Source organism: Pseudonocardia sp. GCM10023141 (assembly GCF_042653605.1).
The window spans coordinates 72,026-95,261 of sequence record NZ_JBHSIR010000025.1 but is presented as its reverse complement, the minus strand read 5'-3'; the positions used below and the strand labels follow the sequence as shown (position 1 = coordinate 95,261).

The 23,236-nt window shown below is 72.1% G+C and carries 22 protein-coding genes; 15 read left to right on the top strand and 7 right to left on the bottom strand.

Annotation, left to right across the window (positions count from 1 at the left end; translation table 11 throughout):
* Positions 1-8: 8 nt before the first annotated feature.
* The 5 genes from ACFPFQ_RS13820 to ACFPFQ_RS13800 all read left to right on the top strand — a co-directional run bounded on the left by ACFPFQ_RS13820 (position 9) and on the right by ACFPFQ_RS13800 (position 5,664).
* The gene (locus ACFPFQ_RS13820) at positions 9-992 is read left to right on the top strand and encodes a pirin family protein (protein WP_379618589.1); all 984 of its coding nucleotides are present in this window, start codon (positions 9-11) and stop codon (positions 990-992) included.
* Positions 989-1,300 (top strand): GNAT family N-acetyltransferase, encoded by a 312-nt coding sequence (locus tag ACFPFQ_RS13815; protein WP_379618587.1) that lies wholly within the window; start codon positions 989-991, stop codon positions 1,298-1,300. Before ACFPFQ_RS13820 ends, ACFPFQ_RS13815 begins: the two co-directional genes overlap by 4 nt.
* Positions 1,301-1,394: 94 nt before the next feature.
* Positions 1,395-4,499, top strand: coding sequence for an SNF2-related protein (locus tag ACFPFQ_RS13810; RefSeq protein WP_379618585.1), 3,105 nt, complete (start codon positions 1,395-1,397; stop codon positions 4,497-4,499).
* Positions 4,496-5,323, top strand: coding sequence for an SWIM zinc finger family protein (locus ACFPFQ_RS13805; RefSeq protein WP_379618583.1), 828 nt, complete (start codon positions 4,496-4,498; stop codon positions 5,321-5,323). Before ACFPFQ_RS13810 ends, ACFPFQ_RS13805 begins: the two co-directional genes overlap by 4 nt.
* A 143-nt stretch (positions 5,324-5,466) precedes the next feature.
* The gene (locus tag ACFPFQ_RS13800) at positions 5,467-5,664 is read left to right on the top strand and encodes a hypothetical protein (protein WP_379618581.1); all 198 of its coding nucleotides are present in this window, start codon (positions 5,467-5,469) and stop codon (positions 5,662-5,664) included.
* A gap of 37 nt (positions 5,665-5,701) precedes the next feature.
* Here the strand turns inward: ACFPFQ_RS13800 and ACFPFQ_RS13795 are convergent, their stop codons facing one another.
* A complete protein-coding gene (locus ACFPFQ_RS13795; RefSeq protein WP_379618579.1) occupies positions 5,702-7,945 on the bottom strand; it encodes a transglycosylase domain-containing protein in 2,244 nt (747 codons plus the stop codon).
* A 123-nt stretch (positions 7,946-8,068) separates the two neighbouring features.
* Between ACFPFQ_RS13795 and tatA the strand changes: the two genes are divergently transcribed.
* The 4 genes from tatA (at position 8,069) to ACFPFQ_RS13775 (ending at position 11,953) form a co-directional block, all read left to right on the top strand.
* On the top strand, positions 8,069-8,359 hold the full coding sequence (gene tatA / locus ACFPFQ_RS13790) for a Sec-independent protein translocase subunit TatA (RefSeq protein ID WP_379618577.1): 291 nt from the start codon (positions 8,069-8,071) through the stop codon (positions 8,357-8,359).
* 10 nt (positions 8,360-8,369) lie between these two features.
* Entirely contained in the window at positions 8,370-9,272 is a 903-nt protein-coding gene (locus ACFPFQ_RS13785) for a TIGR03854 family LLM class F420-dependent oxidoreductase (RefSeq protein WP_379618575.1), read from the top strand.
* Between the two features lie 92 nt (positions 9,273-9,364).
* Positions 9,365-10,570 (top strand): L,D-transpeptidase, encoded by a 1,206-nt coding sequence (locus ACFPFQ_RS13780; protein WP_379618574.1) that lies wholly within the window; start codon positions 9,365-9,367, stop codon positions 10,568-10,570.
* Positions 10,571-10,666: 96 nt separating this feature from the next.
* Positions 10,667-11,953, top strand: a complete 1,287-nt coding sequence (locus tag ACFPFQ_RS13775; RefSeq protein WP_379618572.1) for an acyl-CoA dehydrogenase family protein — start codon at positions 10,667-10,669, stop codon at positions 11,951-11,953.
* Between the two features lie 111 nt (positions 11,954-12,064).
* On the opposite strand, the gene ACFPFQ_RS13770 is transcribed toward ACFPFQ_RS13775, so the two are convergent.
* On the bottom strand, positions 12,065-12,223 hold the full coding sequence (locus ACFPFQ_RS13770) for a hypothetical protein (protein ID WP_379618570.1): 159 nt from the start codon (positions 12,221-12,223) through the stop codon (positions 12,065-12,067).
* 18 nt (positions 12,224-12,241) lie between these two features.
* Here ACFPFQ_RS13770 and ACFPFQ_RS13765 point away from each other — a divergent pair, with 18 nt between their 5' ends.
* Positions 12,242-12,982, top strand: a complete 741-nt coding sequence (locus ACFPFQ_RS13765) for a hypothetical protein (protein WP_379618568.1) — start codon at positions 12,242-12,244, stop codon at positions 12,980-12,982.
* Between the two features lie 20 nt (positions 12,983-13,002).
* On the opposite strand, the gene ACFPFQ_RS13760 is transcribed toward ACFPFQ_RS13765, so the two are convergent.
* Entirely contained in the window at positions 13,003-13,461 is a 459-nt protein-coding gene (locus ACFPFQ_RS13760; protein ID WP_379618566.1) for a MarR family winged helix-turn-helix transcriptional regulator, read from the bottom strand.
* Between the two features lie 73 nt (positions 13,462-13,534).
* Positions 13,535-14,284, bottom strand: a complete 750-nt coding sequence (locus tag ACFPFQ_RS13755; RefSeq protein WP_379618564.1) for an enoyl-CoA hydratase-related protein — start codon at positions 14,282-14,284, stop codon at positions 13,535-13,537.
* A 625-nt stretch (positions 14,285-14,909) separates the two neighbouring features.
* Between ACFPFQ_RS13755 and ACFPFQ_RS13750 the strand changes: the two genes are divergently transcribed.
* From ACFPFQ_RS13750 to ACFPFQ_RS13740, 3 genes are all read left to right on the top strand, one after another.
* The gene (locus ACFPFQ_RS13750; protein ID WP_379618562.1) at positions 14,910-15,242 is read left to right on the top strand and encodes a histone-like nucleoid-structuring protein Lsr2; all 333 of its coding nucleotides are present in this window, start codon (positions 14,910-14,912) and stop codon (positions 15,240-15,242) included.
* A gap of 48 nt (positions 15,243-15,290) precedes the next feature.
* On the top strand, positions 15,291-16,301 hold the full coding sequence (locus tag ACFPFQ_RS13745; RefSeq protein WP_379618560.1) for a DUF3047 domain-containing protein: 1,011 nt from the start codon (positions 15,291-15,293) through the stop codon (positions 16,299-16,301).
* 137 nt (positions 16,302-16,438) lie between these two features.
* On the top strand, positions 16,439-16,813 hold the full coding sequence (locus ACFPFQ_RS13740) for a nuclear transport factor 2 family protein (RefSeq protein ID WP_379618559.1): 375 nt from the start codon (positions 16,439-16,441) through the stop codon (positions 16,811-16,813).
* Between the two features lie 92 nt (positions 16,814-16,905).
* Here ACFPFQ_RS13740 and ACFPFQ_RS13735 read toward each other — a convergent pair whose 3' ends face one another.
* From ACFPFQ_RS13735 to ACFPFQ_RS13725, 3 genes are all read right to left on the bottom strand, one after another.
* Positions 16,906-17,667: a 3-hydroxyacyl-CoA dehydrogenase gene (locus ACFPFQ_RS13735; RefSeq protein ID WP_379618557.1), complete on the bottom strand. Its 762-nt coding sequence runs from the start codon at positions 17,665-17,667 to the stop codon at positions 16,906-16,908.
* Between the two features lie 63 nt (positions 17,668-17,730).
* Entirely contained in the window at positions 17,731-19,098 is a 1,368-nt protein-coding gene (locus ACFPFQ_RS13730) for a hypothetical protein (RefSeq protein ID WP_379618555.1), read from the bottom strand.
* A 96-nt stretch (positions 19,099-19,194) separates the two neighbouring features.
* A complete protein-coding gene (locus tag ACFPFQ_RS13725) occupies positions 19,195-19,782 on the bottom strand; it encodes a TetR/AcrR family transcriptional regulator (protein ID WP_379618553.1) in 588 nt (195 codons plus the stop codon).
* Positions 19,783-19,886: 104 nt separating this feature from the next.
* Between ACFPFQ_RS13725 and ACFPFQ_RS13720 the strand changes: the two genes are divergently transcribed.
* Positions 19,887-21,488, top strand: a complete 1,602-nt coding sequence (locus ACFPFQ_RS13720) for an MDR family MFS transporter (protein ID WP_379618552.1) — start codon at positions 19,887-19,889, stop codon at positions 21,486-21,488.
* A gap of 85 nt (positions 21,489-21,573) precedes the next feature.
* Positions 21,574-23,157 carry an acyl-CoA synthetase gene (locus ACFPFQ_RS13715; RefSeq protein WP_379618550.1) on the top strand — a complete coding sequence of 528 codons (1,584 nt, stop codon included), beginning with the start codon at positions 21,574-21,576 and terminating at the stop codon, positions 23,155-23,157.
* Positions 23,158-23,236: the final 79 nt, after the last annotated feature.

Below are 23,236 nucleotides of genomic sequence, written 5' to 3'. Positions count from 1 at the left end.
AGGTTCCGATGCCCGCCGTCACCGTCTCCGACATCACCGTCCTGCCGCGCGTCCCGGAGCCGGGTGCAGCGGCCGTCGACCGGCCCGTCCGCTCGGTCACGACCGCGCCCACCGGCTTCGAGGGCGAGGGCTTCCCGGTGCACCGCGCGTTCGCCGGCATCGAGCTGCGCGACCTCGACCCGTTCCTGATGATGGACCAGATGGGCGAGGTCGAGTACGCGCCCGGCGAGCCGAAGGGCACGTCCTGGCACCCGCACCGCGGCTTCGAGACCGTCACCTACATCATGGACGGCACCTTCGAGCACCAGGACAGCCACGGTGGCGGGGGCGTGATCACCAACGGTGACACCCAGTGGATGACCGCCGGTGGTGGCCTGCTGCACATCGAGCGGCCGCCGGAGTCGCTGGTGGCCAGCGGCGGGCTGTTCCACGGCCTGCAGCTGTGGGTGAACCTGCCCAAGGCCGACAAGTGGCTCGAGCCGAAGTACCAGGACCTGCGTGCCGGCGAGTCGACGCTGCTCACCACGCACGACGGCGGCGCGCTGCTGCGGGTCATCGCCGGTGACGTCGCCGGCCACACCGGCCCGGGCTCCACGTACACCCCGATGACGATGATCCACGCGACGATCGCGCCCGGCGCCGAGGTGAAACTGCCCTGGAACCGCGCCTTCAACGCGCTGGTCTACGTGCTGTCGGGAGAGGGCACCGCGGGCGCCGACCGCCGACCCGTCCGCAGCGGGCAGGCTGTGCTCTACGGCCCCGGCGACACGATCACCGTGGCCGCGGGCGAGAGCCAGGAGTCGCGGCTGGCCGGCATGGACGTCGTCGTGCTCGGTGGGCAGGCCATCCGGGAGCCCATCGCCTGGGCCGGCCCGTTCGTGATGAACACCAAGGCCGAGGTGATGCAGGCGTTCGAGGACTACCAGAAGGGCAAGCTGGGCGTCGTGCCCGCCACCTACGTCCCGCACGGATCCGCCGGAGGGAACGCATGACCGAGTCCGTCGTCCGGGACAACCCGGATGAGTCGCGGTTCGAGATCGAGGTCGACGAGACGCCGGCCGGGTTCGCCGAGTACGTCGCGACCCCCGGCCGGATCACGTTCACCCACACCGAGATCGACCCGGGGTTCAGCGGGAAGGGCCTGGCAGGCGTCCTGATCAGGACGGCGCTGGACGCGGCGCGCGACCAGGGCCTTTCGGTGCTGCCGCTGTGCCCGTTCGTGCGCAGCTTCATCGCCAAGCACCCGGAGTACGTGGAGCTGGTGCCGGCGGGCTCGCGGGCCCGCTTCGAACTGGCCTGAGCGGTGCCCGCGCCGGGCCCCGCAGCGAGCCGGGCCGGGTGCGCGGGAACCGGCCCCGCGCAGAGCTGTCGGTGCTCCTCCGTAGCCTGATCCGGTGCTCGCCGTCCATGCTGTCTGGTCCCCCGGCCGCGGTGTGCTGTTGTGGGCCGAGGACGGCGAGCGGCCCGCCACCTCCGCCACCCGGTCGCTGCGCACCGCCCGCCCGCACCCGTTCGCGGTGCCTGCGGGCGAGCTCGCCGCACTGCACCCGGGCAAGCCGGCCACGCTGATCCTGCTGCTGCCCTCCCGACCGGGCGGGCCGGTGGCCTCCCCCGAGCTGGTGCGCGCGGGCACGCGCACCCCGTCGGTGCGCGGGGCCGAGCCTGTCCTCAAGCCGTGGTCGGTGCCCGCGCTGGCCGTCGACGTCTCCGAGCTCGACGATCCGGCCACCGAGGCCCGCTACGGCACGTCCGTCACGTTCCTGCGCGCGCTCGCCGAGCTGGGCCACGACCTCGCCGCCCGCGGCCGGGTGCTGCCCACGCTGGTGCAGGAGGGCACGTCCGCGTTCGCGCGGTGGCGCCCGGTCGTCCGCGGGCTCGATGCCGTCACCCTCGACGCGCTGGTCACGGCGCTGCCGCCGGTCGCCAGGGCCGAGCAGGGCGGCCCGCGCGATCTCGCGGGCGCCGATCCGCGCACGCTGATCGACGACGCGCTCGCCGTCATCACCGACGCCGCGGTCCGGGATCGGCTCGCCCGCGCCACCCCACCCGTCGAGCTGGTACCGCCCCGACGCGGCAAGGCGCCCGCCACGCTGCCGGTCACCGAGGCCTGGCTCACCGCGCTGCAGCGCCCGGACGCCCGCATCGAGGCCGCGCCCCGGCAGCTCGCGACCCTGGCCGAGGCCCTCACCGAGTGGGACGAGATCGGCGCGGCACCCACCGGTGAGGGCCGGGCCAGCTTCCGACTCTCGGAGGTGCGCACGCTCCACGATCCGTCCGATCCGGCCGACGACCTCGAGGATCAGACCGGCGACGGCACCAAGTGGGTGCTGGAGTTCTTCCTGCAGTCCACGGCCGACCCGAGCCTGCTGGTGCCCGCCGACCAGGTCTGGGACGGCCGCGCGGAGCGCCTCGTCGCCCAGCCCCAGGAGCTGTTGCTCGCCGAGCTGGGGCGCGCGGCGCTGGTGCTGCCGCCGCTGGCCGCGGCGCTGCGCCAGGCCCGGCCGTCGGTGTTCGACCTCGACGCGGCCGGCGCGGCAGGCTTCCTCACCAGCGGGGCGCCGCTGCTCGTCGAGGCCGGGTTCGGGGTGCAGCTGCCGGCGGGCTGGGACGGCTCGCGCCGCGTCGGGCTGGCGCTGTCCACCCGCAGCACCCCCGCCGATCGCGTCCTCACCCGCGGCGGCCTCGGCCGCGAGGAGCTGGCCGATTTCCGCTGGTCGGTGGCCGTCGGCGACGAGGAGCTGTCCGAGGAGGAGCTCGAGGAGCTCGTCGCGGCGAAGGCGCCGCTGGTGCGGCTGCGCGGCAAGTGGGTCACCGTCGACGCCGAGCGCCTCCGACGCGGGCTGGAGTTCCTGCGCCGGGCCCAGCGGCGCCCGGCGCCCACGGCGGCCGAGGTGCTCGCGCTCGCCCAGCGCCACCCCGACGACTGGGCGGCCGACGGCGACGTGCCGCTGCCCGTCACGTCCGTCACGGCGCAGGGCTGGGTCGGCGATCTGCTCGCGGGCCGGGCCGAGCAGTCCATCATCACCCCGGTGCCCACTCCCCCGGGCTTCCAGGCGCAGCTGCGGCCCTACCAGCAGCGGGGGCTGTCGTGGCTGGCGTTCCTGTCCGCGCTGGGGCTGGGTGCGTGCCTCGCCGACGACATGGGCCTGGGCAAGACTGTGCAGCTGCTGGCGCTGGAGGCGCACGAGAGGTCGGCGGGCGAGCAGGGTCCCACGCTGCTGCTGTGCCCGATGTCGCTGGTCGGCACGTGGCAGCGGGAGGCGGCACGCTTCGCCCCGAGCCTGCGCGTCCACGCCCACCACGGCCCCGGGCGGCTGCACGGCGAGGAGCTCACGGCGGCGGTGCTGGCGTCCGACATCGTCGTCACCACCTACGCCACGGCCAGCCGCGATGCCGACGAGTTCGCGGTCGTCGCGTGGCGCCGGCTCGTGCTCGACGAGGCGCAGGCCATCAAGAACAGCCGCTCCTTCCACGCCCAGGCGGTGCGCCGGTTCGACGCCGAGCACCGGGTCGCGCTCACCGGCACGCCGGTCGAGAACCGCCTCTCGGAGCTGTGGTCGGTGATGGACGTGCTCAACCCCGGCCTGCTGGGCACGGCGGAGCGGTTCCGGGCCCGGTTCGCGATCCCCGTGGAGCGCCACGGCGATCAGACGGCGGCGGGCCTGCTGCGCCGCACCACGCAGCCCTACCTGCTGCGCAGGCTCAAGACCGATCCCACGATCATCGACGACCTGCCCGAGAAGATCGAGATCAACCAGCACTACCGGCTCACGGCCGAGCAGGCCTCGCTCTACCGCACGGTCGTCGACGACATGATGGAGAAGATCGAGGATTCGCAAGGCATCCAGCGGCGCGGCAACGTGCTGGCGGCCATGGCGAAGCTCAAGCAGGTGTGCAACCACCCCGCCCAGCTGCTGCACGACGGCTCGGCCGTCGGGCGCCGGTCGGGCAAGGTCATCCGGCTGGAGGAGATCCTCACCGAGATCCTCGACGAGGGCGACCGCGTGCTGTGCTTCACGCAGTTCACCGAGTTCGGCCACATGCTGGTACCGCACCTGTCGGCCCGGTTCGACCAGGAGATCGCCTACCTGCACGGCGGCACGCCGAAGAAGCGGCGCGACGAGATGGTGGCCCGCTTCCAGGCCGGGGAGGGCCCCGCGGTGATGCTGCTCTCGCTCAAGGCGGGCGGCACCGGGCTCACGCTCACCGCGGCCAACCACGTGATCCACCTGGACCGCTGGTGGAACCCCGCCGTGGAGAACCAGGCCACCGACCGCGCCTTCCGCATCGGGCAGCGGCGCAACGTGCAGGTGCGCAAGTTCGTCTGTCCCGGCACCGTCGAGGAGCGCATCGATGCCATGATCACCAAGAAGAAGGCGCTCTCGGGCATGGTCGTCGGCGACGGCGAGGGCTGGCTCACGGAGCTGTCCACGGCGTCGCTGCGCGAGGTGTTCGCGCTGGATGCCGAGGCCACCGAGAGCGATGAGGGCACGCTGTGACCGAGCCGTGGTGGATCGATGCCGCCCCGAGCCGGCCGATCAAGGTCGAGGGCGGCATCCAGATCAACAGCACCCGCGGCGGCGTGGCGCGCACCTGGTGGTCGCAGAGGTTCATGGCGGTGCTGGAGTCCATCGGCGTCGGCGGGCGGATGGCCCGCGGACGCAACTACGCGCGGGCCGGCCAGATCGTGTCGCTCGACGTGTCCGCGGGTGGCGCCGTCGCGCAGGTGCAGGGCAGCAGGCCCAAGCCTTACGCGGTGCGCATCGGAGTGCCGGCCTTCGGCAAGACGGAGTGGTCGGCCGTGGCCGACGCGCTGGTGGCCGACGCCTCCTACACCGCGGCGCTGCTCAGCGGGCAGATGCCCCCCGAGATCGAGTCCGTCTTCACCGCGGTGGGCCTGTCGCTGTTCCCCGCCACCACCCGCGATCTCGCCCTCGACTGTTCCTGCCCCGACCACGCCGTGCCCTGCAAGCACCTCGCGGCCGTGTTCTACGTGCTGGCGGAGCGGTTCGACGCCGATCCGTTCGAGATCCTCGCGCTGCGCGGCCGCGATCGCGAGACACTGCTGGAGGAGCTGCGCACGCGCCGCGCCGCCGCGAGCCCGGCGGGCCCCGCGTCCGGGATCGCGCCGCTGGCCGAGCTGCTCGACGGCTTCTACACCGCCGGTCCGGGCCTGGCCGCCACCACGTCGCCGGTCACCGGACCGCCGACGCCGTCGGACGCCCTGCTCGACCAGCTGCCCGCGTTCCCCATCGACCTCCGCGGTGCCACGGTGATCGACCTGCTCCGGCCCGGCTACCAGGCACTGGGCGACACGGGCTGAGCCCGCTCCGGCATCCACCGGCTCGAACCACGCACATCCGGCACAGCACAGGATGAGCCCGGTCCGGAACACCCTCGACCTGCTCCCGTCGGGGCGAGGCGAGTGGGACCCGGACAACACCTATCCGGTGGCATGATCAGGGTATGAACCGATGGCTCCCGATCGTGCTCGGCGTGGTCCTGTTCCTCGTGGGTGCGGTCTGGACGCTGCAGGGGTCCGGGGTGATCGCCGGCAGTGTGATGACGGGTTCGAAGTTCTGGCTGGTGGTGGGCCTGGTGCTGCTCGTCGCCGGCGGCGCGCTGGTCATCCGCACGGTGCGGGCGGGCATGCGCCGCAGCTGAGAACTGCGCCCACCGCGCTCACGCCCACCGGCGCGGGTCAGTTGCCGCCCCCACCGTTGTCACCACCACCCCCGCCGTTGTCGCCACCGCCGCCACCGTTGTCACCGCCGCCGTTGTTACCGCCGCCGTTGTTACCGCCGCCGTTGTTGTCACCGCCGTTGTCACCGCCGTTCTGCCCGTCACCGTTGTCCGGGTTGAGGTTCTGGTTCAGGTACTTGCCGGTGGTCGCGACCAGGTAGCGCGGATCCGCGGGCGGCAGCGGCGCCACCGGCTGATCGGCCAGCACCGTGGTCAGCGCCTTGTACACGGTGCGGGCGGGCACCGTGCCGCCGTAGAGGCTGCCGCTGGAGCAGCTGCGCGGCGGTGAACCGTCGCAGATCGGGCGCGGCGAGGACGAGTCGTCGAACACGATGGATGCCGCCGCCAGCTGCGGGGTGGCGCCGACGAAGGTGGCCGACTGCGCGATCTCCGTGGTGCCGGTCTTCGCGGCGATCGGGCGACGCCAGCCGGCGTTGCCCGCGGCGGCCGCCGAGGTGCCGCCCGCGGCGTCGTCCTTGCTGAGCCCGTTCATGAGCGTGTCGGCGATCGCCGGGTCGAGTGCCTGCGTGCAGGGCGGCTCCGACAGCGCCACCGGCTTGCCGTCGGGCCCGGTGACCGACTGGATCGGGGTGGGCGGGCACCACGTGCCGTGGCTCGCCAGCGTCGCGGCGACGTTGGCGAGCTCCAGCCCGCTGGTCGGGGACACCCCGAGGGTGAACGAGCCCTGGTTCTGCGACTTGACGACGTCGGCGACCGACGGCGATCCGGACTTCCCGTTGGCCGGGGTGGTGGCCAGCGACGTCATGCCCAGCCGAAGTGCCATGTCGACGACGGCCGGCACGCCGACCTGCTCCTCCAGCTCCACGAACGCCGTGTTGGGCGAGGTCGCGAGCGCGTCGGTGAGTGTGAGGCGCGCCGGGTAGTTGCCGGCGTTGTGCACCGACAGCGGCCGGCCGTCACCGTCGTTGTAACCGGGGATCGGTGAACCGCTCGCGGGTACGTCGATCACCGTGTTGATGCCGGCCACCCCCTTCTCCAGCGCCGTGGCGGCCGTGAAGATCTTGTAGACGGAGCCGGCACCGAGGTTCTCCGGCTCGTAGGGCAGGCCGTAGGACGACTGGCCGGGCAGGTTGCCGTAGGTGCGGTTGGCCGCCATGGCGACCACCTCGTGCCGCGTGGTACCCGGCTTGATCAGCGACATCACGTCGGCGACGTGCGGCGTGGTGGGCGGGGCCTGCGCGTCGATCGAGGCCTTGACCGCCGCCAGCGCCTTCGGGTCGAGCGTGGTGCGCACGGTGTAGCCACCCGACTCGAGCTGCTGCGGCGTGATCCCGGACTTGCCCAGGTACTCCTCGACGTAGGCGCAGAAGTAGCCGGCGTCCCCCGCCGCGGTGCAGCCGGCCGCCGGTGCCGACGCGGTGGCGGGCACCCCGACCGGCTCGGCAGTGGCCGTGGCCGCCTGCGCGGCGCTGATCGAGCCCTGCGACTGCATCTGGGAGATCACCAGGTCGCGGCGCGCCTTCGACGCGTCGGGGTGCTCCACCGGGTCGTAGTCGGCGGGGCTCTGGACCATGCCCGCGAGCAGCGCCGACTGCGGCACGGTCAGCTGCGCGGCCGTGGTGCCGAAGTACACCTTCGCCGCCGCCTCGACGCCGTAGGCGCCGCGGCCGAAGTACACGAGGTTGAGGTAGCGAGCGAGGATGTCCTCCTTGCTCAGCTGGTTGTCCAGCTCCACGGCCAGCTCGGCCTCGGTGATCTTGCGGGCGACGCTGGGCGCCACCGCGGCCTCACGCTCCGCATCGGTCTTGGCCGTGACGTAGAGGTCGTAGTTCTTGACGTACTGCTGGGTGAGCGTGGATCCACCCTGGCGCTCACCGCCGCTGGCGTCGTTGATGAGCGCGCGGACGGTGCCGACGGGATCGACGCCGCCGTGGTCGTAGAAACGGCGATCCTCGATCGCGATGATGGCGGCCTTCATGCTGGGCGAGATCGCGTCGGCGGCGACCGGAATGCGGAACTGGTCATCCAGGTAGGCAATGGGCGTTCCGGCGGAATCGGTCACCGTGGTGACCGAGGGCAGGATTCCCGAGCGCATGTCATCGGAAATCGCCACCGAACTCGTGCTCACCTGGGCCGCCAGCAGCCCGAGGCCGCCCACGACCGGGAAGGACATCGCGGCCAGCACCAGGCCGGCCGCGACGACGAGCACGATCAGCCGTCTGCTACTTCTCCATCGCCGCACGCACCAGTTTTACCAGGTCGCTCCGACGCATTTCGGTGATCCCGGACATCCGGGGCGGCAGTCGGGCGGTGAATCACAGATTCCCAGGTACTGTTATCATTCAGCAAACCGGAGGTGTGAAGAATGGGTGAACTCAGCCCGTGGCACTGGGCCATTGTCATCGGCGTGGCCGTGCTGCTGTTCGGCGCGAAGCGGCTCCCCGACGCGGCCCGCAGCATCGGTCGCTCGGCACGCATCCTGCGGGCGGAGCTGCACGGCCAGCCGGCCGCGCCCGAGGCCGCAACCACCACCGCAGAGCCGGCCGCATCGGCGCCCACCGTGGCCACCGATGCACAGCCCGTAGTCGCTGCCGAGAAGGTCTCACCGGTAGTTGCAGCGCCCACCACCGTCGCGCCGGCGGCGTCGCCCGGCTAACGTCACGCCGGTGAGCGTCCGGATCGGGATAGGTTCGATTCCCTTCGGGGATGCACCGGGGCCGGCGCTCGCCGAGCTCGTCGACGTCTGCGAGGCGCTGCGGATCGATTCGATCTGGCTGCCCGACCAGGCCTCCGAGAACGGCATCGACCCCCTGGTCGGCATGGCCTACGCCGCTGGTCGCACCACCCGGCTCAAGGTGGGCACCGGCGTGCTCGTGCTCCCGGGCCGCAACCCGATGCTGGTGGCGGCCCAGCTGGCATCGCTGGCCGCGCTCGCACCCCGCCGGATCCTGCCCGTGTTCGGCCTGCGCTCGGCCAGCCCGGCCGAGCGCACGCTGTTCCCCGTGCCCGCCGGGCAGCGCGCCGCGCTGTTCGACGAGGCCCTGCTGGTGGTGCGCCGCCTGCTCACCGAGCCGTCCGTCACCCACCACGGCCGGTTCTTCCAGTTCGAGGGTGCCGCCATCGCCCCGCTGTCGGCGCGCCCGCTGGACCTGTGGCTGGCCGGCAAGGCCCCTGCCGGATTGGCCAGGGTCGGCCGCTTCGGCGACGGCTGGCTGGGCAGCTTCGTCACGCCCGAGGAGGCCGGGGCGTGCCGGCGAGCGATCGAGGAGGCCGCGGCGGCTGCCGGCCGGGAGATCGAGGACGACCACTACGGCACCAATATCGCCGTGCTGCCTCCCGGCACGCCCGATGCCGTGCGCGACATCGCCCTGCAGCGGGCCGCCGAACGCCGCCCGGAACTCGATCCGCGGCTGTTGGTGGCCGACGGATGGGCCGTCGCGCGCGAGCGGATTCGACAGTTCGTGGATGTCGGGCTCACGAAGTTCGTGGTGCGCCCGGCCACCGCGGTAGGGTCCTGGCGGGGATTTCTCGACGGCTTCGCGGCCGAGCTCGCCGGGGTGCAGACCTGACCGTTCCCCGATAGATCGGTGAACGTGATTGACGAATGACTCCCGTGTTGTTCTCATTGTGCGGGGCTTTATGATTTGCACGGGGGTTTCGGGTGAGAGTGCGTAGCTCGGTTCGTGCTGTGGCGCTGGCGTCGATGCTGCTCGCCGCCACGGCGCTGCTGGCCGGGTGCGTGTCCACCGCATCCGCCACACCCGGTCCGGCGCCCCAGGCCCCACCGGCCGCGGCACCCGCCGCCGCGCCCCAGGTCACGCTGACCCCCGCCGACGGTGCCACCGGCGTCGTCCCGGCAGCACCGATCACGGTCGCGGCCACCGACGGCACGCTCACGGGCGTCACGCTCACGGCCGCCAACGGCACCACCATCCCCGGCGCGCTCTCGGCCGACGGCCACACGTGGACCGCCACGGCGCCGCCCGCCTACAAGACCGTCTACCACCTGGCCGGCACGGCCACCGGCGCCGGCGGGTCCACGCCGGTCACCGGTGCGTTCACCACCGTCTCGCCGATGCGACTCGCCCACGCCGAGACCAACATCGGCGACGGCGACGTGGTCGGCATCGCGGCACCCATCGAGATCCGCTTCGACCGCACGATCCCCGCGTCGGGCCGGGCCGCGGCCGAGCGTGCGCTCAAGGTCACCACCAGCACGCCCGTCACCGGGTCATGGGCCTGGCTGCCCGACGCCGACTACGGGTCGCGGGTGCACTGGCGCCCGGCCACCTACTGGCCCGCCAGCACCACGGTCACTGTCAACGCCCACCTCTACGGCGTCGACATGGGCAACGCCGTGTTCGGCGCCAACGACGTCAACACCACGTTCACCGTCGGGCGGGCCCAGATCGTGCAGGCCGACGTCACCACGCACCGCATGGTCGTGATCCGCGACGGCCAGATCGTGTCGGACCTGCCGGCCAGCTACGGCCTGGAGAGCGACCCGAACCGCGTCACCAAGAGCGGCACCCACATCGTCATGAGCAAGGCCGAGACGGTGCTGATGACCAACATCCCCTACGGGTACAAGGACCTGCCCGAGCACTGGGCGGTGCGCATCTCCAACAACGGCGAGTTCATCCACGCCAACCCGGCGTCGGTGTGGGCGCAGGGCAAGTCCAACACCACGCACGGCTGCGTCAACCTGAGCACGGCCAACGCGAAGGCCTACTACGACACCGCCATCTACGGCGATCCCGTCGAGGTCACGGGCAGCAGCAGGCAGCTCTCGGCCGCCGACGGCGACGTCTACGACTGGGCGATCCCGCTGGACACGTGGAAGTCGATGTCCGCACTGGCCCAGTGACGGCCGCCCGGTGAGACTGGCCCGGTGACGGCCGGCATGGCAACGTGACCGGGGACCGGCGACGTTGATCTGGCTGACCTGACAGGGGCGCACAGCATGGCGTGGGACTTCTCCACCGAGCCCGAGTTCGAGGCCCAGCTCGAGTGGATGCGCGGTTTCGTCCGCGACGAGATCATCCCGCTCGAGACCCTCGACCTCGACCGCGAGACCTACGCGCGGATCACCGCGCCGCTCAAGGAGCAGGTCAAGGAGCGCGGGCTCTGGGCGGCGCACCTGGAGCCGGAACTGGGTGGCGGCGGGTTCGGGCAGGTCAAGCTCGGGCTGATGCACGAGATCCTCGGCCAGTGCCGCTTCGCTCCCGGGATCTTCGGCAACCAGGCGCCCGACTCCGGCAACGCCGAGCTGCTCGCGATCGGCGGGTCGCCGGAGCAGAAGGAACGCTGGATGCACCCGCTGCTGCGCGGCGAGCTGCGCAGCTGCTTCTCCATGACCGAGCCGGGTGCGGGCGCCGACCCGACGCTGCTGTCCACCCGCGCGGTTCTCGACGGCGACGAGTACGTGATCAACGGCCACAAGTGGTTCTCGTCCAACGCCTCGCACGCCGACTTCCTCATCGTCATGTGCGTGACCGACCCGGACGTCTCGGCCTACCAGGGTTCTTCGATGATCATCGTGCCGGTCGACACGCCGGGGGTGAACATCCTGCGCGACATCCCCGTCATGGATCACCCCACGGTCGGCGGCGCGCTCTACGGCGGGCACGCCGAGATCCTCTACACCGACGTGCGCGTGCCGAAGGAGAACCTGGTCGGCAACCCCGGCGACGGGTTCCGGCTCGCCCAGCAGCGGCTGGGCCCGGGGCGCATCCACCACGCGATGCGCTGGCTGGGGCAGTCGCGGCGGGCGTTCGACATGCTGTGCGAGCGGGCCGTGAGCCGCTACACGCACGGCTCGGTGCTGGCCGACAAGCAGATGATCCAGGACTGGGTGGCGCAGTCGGCCGCGGAGATGCAGGCGGCCCGGCTGCTCACGCTGCACGCGGCCTGGACGATGGACCAGGTCGGCGCGTCCAATGCGCGCATCGAGATCGCGATGATCAAGTACTGGGGTGCGAAAGTGCTCCACGACGTGATCGACCGGGCGATCCAGGTGCACGGCTCGCTCGGCTTCTCCGGCGATCTCCCGCTGGAGGGGATGTACCGCGCGGCCCGCGCCGCCCGGATCTACGACGGCCCCGACGAGGTGCACAAGGCCACCGTCGCCCGCCGGATCCTGCGCGGCTACCCGGCCGTCGAGGTGCCCACCGAGCACATCCCCACGCGCACGGCGGCGGCGCAGCAGAAGTTCGCCCAGTTCCTGGAGACGGCCACCGCCAACCTCTGACGCCACCGCGCCAACCCACTGGCCACCGCGCCGATGTCCCGACGTCGGCGCGGTGGCTACTCGGTCGGCGCGGTCAGCAATCCGGCGGGTGGTCACCGCTCCGCATCGATCCTAGGTCCGCTCCTGGGCCTCCTTGACGCGCTCGTGCAGCCGCGTCCGGATCTCCTCGGGGGTGTAGGCCTGCCGGCGCCGCTCGCCGCGCGCCACCACCACCCCGGTTGCCGCCACTCCGGCGAGCCCGGCCAGTCCGATCACCTTCCACCAGCGCATCCGGCTAACCTACCGGCCGTGCCCGGATCCGTGATCACCCTCGATCGAGCGTGCGAGCTCGCCCGCACCGGCGACGTCTGGGTGTTCCGCGGCAGCAGCGGCGCCGACCGCGCGATCCGCGGGCTCACCAACTCGCCGGTCAACCACGTCGGCATGGCGATCGTCATCGACGACATGCCGCCGCTGATGTGGCACGCCGAGCTCGGGCACGGGCTCGTCGACATGTGGACCGGCGTGCACCAGCGCGGTGTGCAGCTGCACGACATGCGCGACGCCGTGCTGCAGTGGGGCCACCGCTACGCGCAGCGGGGCTGGCTGCGCCAGCTGCAGGGCCCGCTCACCCGCGAGATGGAGGACGCCGCGCTGCGCACCGTCGCGCGGCTGGACGGCACGCCGTTCCCGTCGACGGCCCGGCTGGCGGGGCGCTGGCTGCGCGGGCGCGTCCCGCAGGTGCGCCTGCCGTGGCAGGAGCAGGTCACGCCCGCCGGGCTGGAGACGGCGTACTGCGCCGAGGTGGTGGCCGTGACCTACGAGGACATGGGGCTGCTCCCCGAGCACAAGCGCCCCAACTGGTACGACCCCGGCCGCTTCTGGAGCGGCGACGACCTGGACCTCGCCGACGGCTTCCGGTTGGGCGGCGAGATCGAGGTGGTGCTGCCACCCGCGCCGAGCACCGCAGGCGGCGACCCGGTGGCCGTCGAGGTCGACCCCCGCGGGCGCGCCCGCCGCACGCTCGACCGGCTCCGCCCGCGGCGCTGAGCGGGTCAGCCGGTGCCGGGTCAGGCGGAGAACGCCTGCCGGTGCTCGCGCATCGTGTCGTTCATCTGGCCGAGGAACCGCTTGACCGCCATGAGCTCCTCGGCGTCGTAGCCCGTGAGCATCTCGTCCATGGCGACGCCGAGCGGCCCGAAGAACGCCGCACCCACCTGCCCGGCGGCCCGGCCGACGTGCACGATGACACGGCGCCGGTCGCGGGGGTCGGGGACGCGGCTGACGTGACCACCCCGCTCCAACCGGTCGATCACGGCCGTGGTGGCGCCGGACGAGAGGCCCAGGTGCGCCCCCAGCCGTCCCGGGGTCAGCGGGACGGTGGCGGCGTCGGCGCGCATGACCGCGAGCAGCGCGTGCAGGTCGGTGGGATGCATGCCGTTACGCTCCGCGAAGACCTGTTGGAGGCGCTGCGCCTCCACCGCATAGTCCTGCAGGAGCCGCACCAGCTCATCGCGCACCTGATCCACTCCGCCACGCTACCGCCGTCATCCGATCGTGCAGGTCAGCGGCCTCCTTTTCGGATCAGTTGCCGGCTCCCCATCAGTTCCCGGCCCAGCGCGGTGCGCGCTTCTCCCGGAAGGCCGCCACGCCCTCCGCGGCGTCGGCCGACGCGCTGATCACGGCGTGGGCAGCCGCCGTGGCCGCCCAGCCCCGCTCGTCGGCATCGGCATCGACCTCGGCCACCGCGCGCAGGCTCGCCGACTGCGCCACCGGTGCGTTCGCGCAGACGAACTCGGCGAGCTCCATGGCGGCGGCCTCGGCTTCCCCCTCCTCGACGAGCCGGTTGACCAGTCCGAGCGACCAGGCCCGCTCGGCACCCAGCGGCAGGCCGGTCAGCAGCATCTCGGTGGCGATGTTGCGGGGCAGCGCCCGGGGGGCACGGAACAGCGCGCCGCAGTTCGCGATCAGCCCCCTCGCCGTCTCGGGCAGCGCGAACCTCGCGGCCCGGGCCGCCACGACGAGGTCGCACGCCAGCACGAGCTCGAAGCCCCCGCCGTAGGCCAGACCCTCGACGGCGGCGATCAGCGGCGTGCGGCGCTCGCGCCGGACGACACCGTAGGGCCCACCGCGCTCGGTGGGCGCTCCGGCGCCCGCGGCGAGATCGGTGCCGGCCGAGAACGCCACCGGGGTGCCGGCCAGCACGCCCGCCCACAGGTCCGGGTCGTCGTCGAGCTCGTTGAGCGCCGCGTCGAGGCCGGCCGTCATGGTCGCGTCGAGTGCATTGCGCTTGGCCGGACGATCCATCCGTACCAGCAGGATCCGTCCATGGCGTTGCGTGGTGACCGTCATTCCCACAAGGTAGGGCGTCTCCCGTACTCCGCGCTGACGCGGGAGCCGGAGCCGGCGATTGGCATTACCGCACCGATCCCAGGAATCCGGTGCGCCACCCGCGTCGTTCCGGGCGGTTCGGGCAGGTGAAGGCGTTGATCTGCGGATGACGAACGTGCCCCAACGCCCATCCGGCCCGTCCGCGCGGGCGCCCGACCACATTCCCCTGGGACCCGATCCCGTGCCGTTCTGAGACATTACCCATGGGTCGCGGCGCGGCGGCTCGGCTGCGGAACAGCACCCGGAGCGGCCCCCTGGACTCGCCACATCTGTTTCCGACGCCTTCCGCACTTCGGCGGGGCTGGTGGCCCGCCCGGCGGCGCCCAGCAGGCCAACGGCTCCGGCAAGCCCTGGAGCACCGGTTTTCTGGTCACAGGGCCGAAGGGGTTCCACCGAACGGGTGTCGAAACCATTCAGACCGGTACCGCCCCGGCGGTTCGATGCCACCCCCGATCGACAATGGCGGTCCGATGCCATTATTATCGGTTCTGCAATTGTCCCCCCATCACCGCACGGGTCCGCAAAACCTCGGGTAGCCACCGGGGCACTTCGGGCTTCCCGCAGCATCCGCGGAAAGGCAACGCACGTGGCGAAGCAGACAACGGTTACCCTGGTCGACGACCTCGACGGTAGCGAGGCCGACGAGCAGGTCGAGTTCGCGGTCGACGGCCGCTCGTACGAGATCGATCTGTCCGCGGCCAATAGCAGCAGATTGCGCGAGGCGCTCGCGCCCTTCATTTCCGCGGCACGACGCACCGGCGGGCGCCGCGCGTCCACCTCCACCGCGGCGTCGCGACCCAGCACCGACCGTGAGCAGAACCAGGCCATCCGCGAGTGGGCCCAGCAGCAGGGCCTGAAGATCTCCGAGCGGGGCCGCATCCCGTCCAACGTGCTCGAGGCCTTCCACAAGAGCCACTGATCCCACCGATCGGCCCCCACGGGGCCCGGGATCTGCCAGGGTGGGTCGATGGTTCACCCGGCAAGCAGCCCGACGGTCGTCCACGTCGCGCTGCCCGGCGATCGTCTCGTGTGGACACCCGTCGGGCTCGACGTCTGCCGGGGTGATCGGGTCACGCTGCTCGGCTCCGGCCGCATCAGCTGGTCCGACGCCCACGGCGGCGGGGCCAAGTTCCACCTGTGGGGTCGCGTGGCCGGTGGCGTCGTTTTCGGCTGCACCCAGGACACCACCACGGCCGTCATGGACAGCACCGGCCCGTTGCAACTGCGACTGCACATCGATGCCGGTCACGGCGGCGACTACGCCGGCGAGCGCGGTTCGCTGGAGGTCACGGTCGTGCGGTGGCCACGCGACGTCGATCCGGTCGACGGGCTGGAGTCGCTCGCGGCCGACCCCGTTCTCACCCACCGCGTTCTCGCCGCATCCGAGCGGGCCCGGCTGCTCGACCCGGTCGTCCCGCCGCCCGGATGGCGCTACCTGCCCGATCCCGGCCCCGGCGACATCTACCGGCACGCCGCCGTCGAGGGCAGGCCCGCCATCGACGTGCGCTGCGACGACGACGCCGGTGTGCTCGCCCGCGACGTCGCGATGCTGCTCGAGCCCGCCACCACGATCGAGTGGAGCTGGCGGGTGGAGTCGCTGCCGGGGATCGAGCCGGAGAACACCGCCTGGACCCACGACCTGCTCTCGGTCGCCGTCCGCTTCGACACCGGCCTGGACCTGAGCTGGTTCTGGAGCACCGTGCTCCAACCGGATGACGACGCCTTCCGCTGTCCGATCCACGGCCGCGGCGAGCGCGAGACCCATGTACCCGTGCGCCGGGGACCGGCGGGTCTCGGCAGGTGGCGGCGCGAGTCGCGCAACGTCTGGTCCGACCACCACCGGTTCATCGGCCCGCCACCGGAGCGCATCGAGGCCGTCTGGCTGATCGCGGTGAGCCACTTCGGCCATCACAGCTGCCGGGCCACGTTCCGCGACATCGCCCTGCGCACGGGCGACGACCGCGTCCAGGTGCTCTGACCCTCGCTGTCGACGGCGCGGAGGGCGCTGCGGTGCGCGCATGACCTCCGACGTCATCGACCGGCGTCGGATCCGGAGCCAGGATTTCCCTCGTGGCCCCGACGACGGGGCCGGCACCACCCACGAGGGAGATCCCGATGACCACGAGCACCGTCACCGCCGCAGCCGCCGTCGCCGCCTACATCCGGCCCTGGAACATCACCGACGCCGCCGAGCGGGCCGCCGCGGTGGATGCCGCCGTCACACCCGACGTGCGGTTCGTCGATCCGCTGTCGGACCTCACCGGGTCGGCGGCACTGAGCGCGGCGATCGGTGGCGTGCAGTCCCAGTTCGCCGGGATGGAGCTGCGGCTGCACGGCGACGTCGACGCCCACCACGACGTGGCCCGGTTCCAGTGGGCGCTCGGGCCCGCGGGCGCCGAGCCGTTGGTGATCGGCTTCGACACCGTCACGTTCGCCGCCGACGGCCGCATCGCGACCGTCAGCGGATTCTTCGACCAGGTGCCCGGCTGAACAGCGGGAACCTCGTTGCAGGAAGGCCACTTTGCCGCAGGATTCCGGCGGGAAGGTGGCCTTCCTGCAACGGAGGCACGCGGGGACGCGGCCTAGCGCGGCGCCATCCGGATCGCGCCGTCGAGGCGGATCACCTCGCCGTTGAGCATCGGGTTGGCGACGATGTGGGCGGCCAGCGCGCCGTACTCCGACGGGTTGCCCAGCCGTGCCGGGTGCGGCACCTGCTTGCCCAGCGCCGCCTTGACCTCCTCGGGGGCGCCGGCGAGCAGCGGGGTGTCGAACAGGCCGGGGGCGATCGTGACCACCCGGATCAGCGCACTGGCGAGGTCGCGTGCGATCGGCAGCGTCATGCCGACCACGCCGCCCTTCGAGGCGGAGTACGCGGCCTGCCCGATCTGCCCGTCGAACGCGGCCACCGAGGCGGTGTTGATGATGACACCGCGCTCCTCGCCCACCGGGTCGAGTGCCACCATGCGCTCGGCGGCCAGCCGCAGCACGTTGAACGTGCCGATGAGGTTGATCTCGATGATGCGGGTGAAGTCGGCGAGCGGGAAGACGCCCTTCTTCCCGACCGTCTTGATCGCGTTGCCGGTGCCCGCGCAGTTGACGCAGACCCGCAGCGGGCCGAGCTCGGCGGCGACGTCGAGCGCCGCGGTCACCTCGGCCTCGTTGCGGACGTCCGCGGCGGCGAAGCGGACGTCGTCGCCGAGCTCCTTCGCGATCTGCTCCCCCGCCGACGTCGGGAGGTCGAGGATGACGACCTTCGCCCCGTCCGCGAGCAGGGCCTTCGTGGTAGCGAGGCCGAGGCCGGAGGCCCCGCCGGTGACGAGTGCGACGCCGTCGGTGATGTCCACCGTGTGCTCCTCCTGTAGGTCAAACCGTCAGCATTGACTGCTCCTCGGCCTTCCTACCACCGGTCACCAGACGGTGAACAGGAGGTGGTTCACCGCGAGTGCCAGTACCGCCTGTGCCGTCAGCCACACCGCGGCGCCGCGGCGCGGCAGTCCCGCGCACGCCACCGCGAGCCAGACTCCGAAGGGCAGCCAGATCCGTTCCACCTCGGCCTTGCTCATCCCGGACAGGTCGGCGAGCAGCACCGCGGCCGCCGCGGCGGCCACCAGCACCGCGGCGGGGGTCCACCGGGAGCCGGCCGCGGTCCGGCGCAACCCGGCGAGCACGGCGGGCCCGGTGGCCAGCACGAGCGCCGCGAGGTTCGCCCAGACGAAGTACGCGTACGGCCGCGCCCGCGCCGCGCTCGCCGCGTAGATGACCTGCAGGTCGGCGAGCCCGGTGAACCACCAGAACCCCGCCGCCGTGAAGGCGACCACGACGACCGCCACCCCCGCCACCGCCACCAGCCCGGCCCGCCACCGGCGGGTCAGCAGCAGCACCCCCAACGGGAGGACGGCGCCCAGCACCAGCCCGTAGGACAGGTACAGGCAGTAGCCCAGCACCAGTCCCCCGGCGCCGGCGGCCAGGTCCGAGCCGATGATCGACGGGCGCCGCACCGGATGATCACGGGCCGAGTGCTCATGAGCGGCCCCGATGGCCAGCAGCGCCACCCCCCAGGCCAGCGCGGCGGCGAACAGCCCGTCGGCCGACACCCCTACCCACACCGCACCCGGGAAGAGCACCCCGAACGGCAGCGCCCGGCGGGCGACGTCCTCGGAGCCGAGTGCCCGCAGCGTCACCGCCACGGCGGCGCAGGCCGACGAGCCGACGATGATCACCGCCAGCCCGGCGGGGCCGCCACCACCGAGACCGAGCCGATCGAGCCAGACGAACAGCAGGAACACGCCCGGCGGGTGCGCTCCGACGTGCGTGGTCCAGTGCACCGCCTGGTCGGTGAGGATGTGGTCGGAGAACGTGCGCAGCATCGCCGGGATGTCGACGACCGACGGCACGTCGGTGAGGTACTCGGGGGTGCTCGTGAGGCGCTCGACGATGCCGCCGGTCCACCCGTCCACGAGCGCCAGCGCGGTGGTCCAGGCGGCCGCGGCCACCCAGCTCAGCAGCAGCAGCGGGCGCCAGCGCATCCGCTCGGCGAGCGCCGGGCCCCGTGCCACGACCAGCGCGGCGACGACCAGTGCGAACGGCGTGCCGGGGCCGACGTGCGGCGCCCAGGTCGCGAGCAGCGGGGGGAAGCCCAGGATGATGTCGTGGCCGCCTGCGATGAGCCGCCACCCCACCAGCGCCGCCGCGAGCACGAGCACCGCACCGGCGCCGACCGTGACCAGGTCGGCGCACAGCGCGCCGCTGCGCCGGGGTGCGTCCGTGCGGGTCACCGCGCCATGATCACAGCCGGGCCGCACTGTCGGTGCGGGCGGCGCCCCCCGTCAGCAGGCGGTAAGGATTGGGAGCGATAAGCATTCGGGCGCCGTTCACTCGCCCCGGCAGCAGAGCTCCAGCGAGACCTCGAGCGCCGCGTCGATCCGCTCCCGACGGGTGCCGGGCAGTTGGTCGAAGGCGAAGGCCCCGAAGTGCAGCGCCGCCAGCGACAACCGGCTGCGCAGCTGGTCGGCCAGCGGGGCGTCGCGGTCGACCAGCAGCGCCGCCACGCGCTCGAAGCGCTTGCGCATCTCGGCGCCGGAGTTGAGCTCCTTGATCGAGGTCTGGCTCTCCTGCAGGAACCGGATCAGGTGCGGGACGTCCTCGGAGCCGCTCGGCCCGGCGAGCAGCTCGCTGTAGCGCCGCAGCAGCTCGCGGCGCGTCGCGAGCCCCGCGGGCTGCGCCTCCGCCCACTCGATGATGGCGTCCATCCCCGCCACGTGCTCGTCGAGCAGGCTGGCGAGGATCTCCTCCTTCGTGCGGTAGTGGTAGTAGACGGCGGCCTTCGTGACGCCGAGCCGCTCCGCGATCTCGCGCAGCGACGTCTTCTCGTAACCCTGCTCCGCGAACAGCTCCAGGGCGATCGCCCTGATCTGCTCCCGGGTGTTGGTGCGTCGCTCGTCGACGCTCGGAGTGGTCATGGGTCACATCTTACTTGACGACCGGCTAGTGGCAAGTGCTAGCCTGTCGACTAGTCAGATGTTAGCCGGCCGGCAAGTAGGACGGCCAGAACGATGGAGACGAGATGACACAGTCGGTCGAGACGGGCGGGAAGCACCGCGCCCCTCACATAGCGATCGTCGAGACGGCGGTCGACACACCTCCCGCCCGCACCCCGCGGGAGATCTACACGGTGATGAGCGGGCTGCTCATCGCGATGCTGCTCGCCATGCTGGACAACACGATCGTCGGCACCGCGATGCCGACCATCGTCGGCGAGCTCGGCGGGCTGGAGCACCTGTCCTGGGTGGTCACCGCCTACGCGCTGGCCACGGCCGTCGGCACGCCCGTCTGGGCCAAGCTCGGCGACCTCTACGGCCGCAAGGGCGTCTTCATGGCGTCGATCGTGATCTTCCTGGTCGGCTCGGCACTGTCGGGCATCTCCCAGAACATGATGGAGCTGATCGGCTTCCGGGCCATCCAGGGCATCGGCGCCGGTGGCCTCATGGTCGGCGCGATGGCGATCATCGGCGACCTGGTTCCGCCGCGTGAGCGGGGCCGCTACCAGGGCCTCATGGCCGCGGTGATGCCGCTGGCGTTCATCGGCGGGCCGCTGCTGGGCGGGTTCCTCACCGACAATCTGAGCTGGCGCTGGGCCTTCTACATCAACCTGCCGCTCGGCGTGGTCGCCCTGATCGTCATCTGGTTCACGATGAACCTCCCGCGCAAGTCGTCGAAGGCATCGATCGACTGGCTGGGTGCCGGCCTGCTGGCCGTCGCGATCTCCGCACTGACGCTGCTCACCTCGTGGGGCGGTCGGGAGTACGCGTGGGGCTCGTGGCAGATCATCGGCCTGGGCGTGCTGACCATCGTCGGCACGGCGCTGTTCGTCACGGTCGAGCGCCGGGTGGCGGAGCCGATCCTGTCGCTGGACCTGTTCCGCAGCCGCAACTTCTCGGCAGCAACGATCATCAGCTTCCTCACCGGGTTCGCGATGTTCGGGGCGGTCACGTTCCTGCCGCAGTTCCAGCAGATCGTGCAGGGCGCCTCGGCCACCAGCAGCGGGCTGCTGCTGCTGCCGCTGATGGGCGGCATGCTCGTGACGTCGCTGCTCGGCGGCCAGTTCGTGACCCGCACCGGCCGCTACCGCATCCTGCTGATCCTCGGCTCGATCGCGATGGCCGCCGGACTGGGCCTGCTGTCCACGATGGGCCTGGCCACCACGCAGCTCACGAGCTCGCTGTTCATGGTGGTGCTCGGCATCGGCATGGGCTTCCTCATGCAGACCACGATGCTGGTGATGCAGAACAGCGTGGCCCAGCACGACATCGGGGCCGCCAGCGGCGCCTCCACGCTGTTCCGGACGATCGGCGGCTCGCTCGGGGTCTCGCTGCTCGGGGTGTTCTTCACCAACAACCTGACCGGCACGCTCACCAGCCAGCTCGGCGCCGACGGTGCCGCGACGCTGTCGAGCGGCCAGCTCACGCCTGCCATGCTCGGCGGGCTGCCGCAGGTGCTGCGCGACGCCTACCAGACGGCCGTCACCAGCGGCGTGACCGCGGCGTTCTTCTGGGCCGCAGCGGTCGCGGCGGTGGCCATCGTGGCCACGCTGGTGATCCGCGAGGTCCCGCTGCGCGGCAGCGGGCCGGCACCGAAGGAGGTCGAGGAGCCGGCGCTGGCCATGTGACCGCACCGCGCATCTGACGCTCGTCTCCATCCCGTGGCCCGCCGGACCTGTTCCGGCGGGCCACGCTGGTGGTAGAGACGACAGCGTGTTCCCCGGAGTCCACGCCGCCAGCAGCCCCGACAAGATCGCAGCGGTACTGGCCGGATCCGGAGCCACGCTCACCTACCGGCAGCTCGAAGAGGGATCGGCGCGACTCGCCCGCCACCTCCACGACCGCGGCCTGCGCCGCGGCGACGGCCTCGCGCTCGTCGCCGACAACACGCTCGAGATGTTCACGATCTACTGGGCCGCGATGCGCAGCGGCCTCTACCTCACCCCGATCAACCACCACCTGACCGCCGACGAGATCGCCTACATCGTGCGCGACTGCGGCGCCCGGGCGTTGATCGTGTCCGCGGGGATCGCCCCGCTCGCCGCCGACGTCGGCGCCGCGGTCCCCGAGGTGGTGATCCGGCTGGCCTACGGCGGTCCGGTCCCGGGCTTCGACGACCTCGCCGGCGCGCTGCGCGACGTCGCGTACGCCCCGCCCGCGACCCAGCCCCGCGGTGTGGAGATGCTCTACTCGTCGGGCACCACCGGCCGTCCCAAGGGGATCCGGCCGCCGCTGCCCGACCGCGACGTCAACGGGCCGCCCGAGCCGTTCCTGACGATCTCCGCCGAGCTGTACGGCTTCAGCGCCGACACCGTCTACCTCTCCCCCGCGCCGCTCTACCACGCTGCTCCATTGAAGTTCACGGCGCTGATCCACGCGCTCGGCGCCACGGTCGTGGTGATGGAGCGCTTCGACCCGGCGGCGGCGCTGGCCGCGATCGAGCGCCACGGCGTGACGCACAGCCAGTGGGTGCCGACGATGTTCGTGCGGATGCTGAAGCTGCCCGCCGAGATCCGGGCGCGCCACGACCTCGCGACGCACCGCGTCGCCATCCACGCCGCCGCGCCGTGCCCCGTCGACGTCAAGCACGCGATGATCGACTGGTGGGGGCCGGTGCTCGTCGAGTACTACGGCGCCACGGAGGGCTGCGGGCTCACCTACATCACGAGCGCCGAATGGCTGGAGCGGCCGGGCTCGGTGGGCCGCGAGGTGCTCGGCGAGCTGCGGATCTGCGAGGACGGCGCCGGCACGCTGTTGCCCCCGCGCCAGATCGGCACCGTCTTCTTCGAGCGCGAGCAGGCGCCGTTCGCCTACCACAACGATCCGGAGAAGACCCGCGGCTCCCGCCACCCGCAGCACGACAACTGGACCACCACCGGCGACCTGGGCTACGTCGACGAGCAGGGCTACCTCTACCTCACCGACCGGAAGGCCTTCATGATCATCTCCGGCGGGGTGAACATCTACCCCCGTGACACCGAGGACGTGCTGGCGCTGCACCCGGCGGTGCTCGACGTCGCCGTGATCGGCGTGCCCGACGAGGAGATGGGCGAGTCGGTGCTCGCGGTGGTCTCACCGGCGCCGGGCGCCGCCCCGGGACCCGACCTGGAGCAGGAGCTGATCGCGCACGTCCGCTCGCACATCGCCGCGTTCAAGGCACCGCGGCGGGTGGTGTTCACCGACGACATGCCCCGCACCCCCACCGGCAAGCTCGTGAAGCAGAAGCTGCGCGACCGGTACGGGAGCGTGGCGGCCGGCGCGACAGGCTCGCTGTCGGCGGCACCGCAAGATCACTAGGGTGACCAGTCAGACCTGACGGTTTGGGGCTTGTCGCGGCAGCGGGTGAGCGCCAGAGTGGGGACACGCGCACCGAGAG